General features: G+C 48.6%; 3 protein-coding genes. 2 read left to right on the top strand and 1 reads right to left on the bottom strand.

Going from position 1 to position 1,289, the window contains the following annotated elements; translation table 11 throughout:
* Positions 1-448: HNH endonuclease (locus I8752_RS37840; protein ID WP_225896102.1), on the top strand; the 448-nt coding region annotated here is incomplete at its 5' end.
* Positions 449-738: 290 nt separating this feature from the next.
* Here the strand turns inward: I8752_RS37840 and I8752_RS37835 are convergent.
* On the bottom strand, positions 739-945 hold the full coding sequence (locus I8752_RS37835) for a hypothetical protein (protein ID WP_225896101.1): 207 nt from the start codon (positions 943-945) through the stop codon (positions 739-741).
* 102 nt (positions 946-1,047) lie between these two features.
* Between I8752_RS37835 and I8752_RS34765 the strand changes: the two genes are divergently transcribed.
* On the top strand, positions 1,048-1,289 hold a 242-nt coding region (locus I8752_RS34765), incomplete at its 3' end, for a hypothetical protein (RefSeq protein WP_214436699.1).

The raw sequence follows: 1,289 nt of genomic DNA, 5'->3' as shown, positions 1-1,289 counted from the left end.
AGTTAGAGGATGGAGGAACTACCATCGCAACTGTAAAATGAGTGGATCGCGGTTCTCGTTGTACCACATCCAACACAGGGCGTTTAAGGTGTTCAACAGGGAAACTAAACAGAATCGAAATACCAGCAAGAAACTACTGGATAATGCGTTCCCCAAGGTTCCCTACTCCGAAAATCAACATGTTCTAGTCAAAGGTGCAAAATCACCATTTGATGGAGACATTGCCTACTGGAGTAAGCGAAACAGCAAACTCTATGGCATCGAAACCTCTAGAGTCTTAAAACGACAGAACCATACCTGTGCAGCCTGTGGGCTGAAATTCCTGTCAGATGAACTCGTTCATCTACATCACAATGACGGGAACCATACCAACTGGGAAAAAGAAAATCTAATGGCAATCCACCAAAGTTGCCATATTTTCCTGCACATGAGCAAAACCGCAAGGTAAGAACATCGGAAGCTGGGTGCGGGGAAACTCGCACGCCCAGATTTAAATGGGAGGTGCGGGGCATAATAGCCCCCATCGACCCAACCGTGCGATTCGTTGTAAGTGAATCTCGGTATCCAGTCCGTAAATAAACTTACCAATTCTTACGAGTTGAACTCTCAACTAGATGTAGGTGAAAGTCCTATCCGCCAGGTTCAGGCGTGACTCCTTACCTGCCCACAGCGAGTAAGCTCGATTCTTACAGAGTGAAGCTAGGAACAGGACGCAATCAGACACAGCGAACGGGGGCATTATTCCCCAGTCCCCACCCCCCAACTGTCAAAAGTAGAGCAATTTAAGCAAGGCTGGGCAGATGCTCTAGCTCTGCCGGATAATCTCCCAGATTTGGCACTAGATACAGTCGCCTGTGTATCCATTCCCTGTTTACTAAGTAGCTGCTGGGTCATTCTACCCATTCCCGGTTTTATTCGGTTGGCAGTACTGGGAGTATTAATCATCGCGGGAGCTTGGACTTGTTACCTATACCAAGCGATACCCCAAATCAAAGCCATTTTGTTAATCCGTGTTGGCTTAATTCTCTTGGGGGTGTTACTGGGTCTATGAGCGAATTACACCCCTCCCAACTCCACCAACACTTGCAGATGTACACCTGTGCCAAGTGGTCATTTTGGGGTAGTTTAATTATCAGCGTCGGTTTACTGTCCTTGGGTGCTTCCAAGGTCGGTTCGCAAAAACTGTGGATCGTGGGGGCATCGGTCGGCACATTGGAAGTGGGACGGCGACAGCGCCACACAGCCAAGCTACTGCAAGTATCGCTAGGCGACATCGACCGAGCCTCGCG

It is taken from the genome of Dendronalium phyllosphericum CENA369 (assembly GCF_016056275.1).
GTDB lineage: Bacteria > Cyanobacteriota > Cyanobacteriia > Cyanobacteriales > Nostocaceae > Dendronalium > Dendronalium phyllosphericum.
This window is presented reverse-complemented; position numbering and strand designations above follow the sequence as displayed.

Bases quoted from the DNA above. Each gene is read 5' to 3' on its own strand.
- I8752_RS37835 (WP_225896101.1), bottom strand. From the start codon at position 945: ATGATTAATACTCCCAGTACTGCCAACCGAATAAAACCGGGAATGGGT.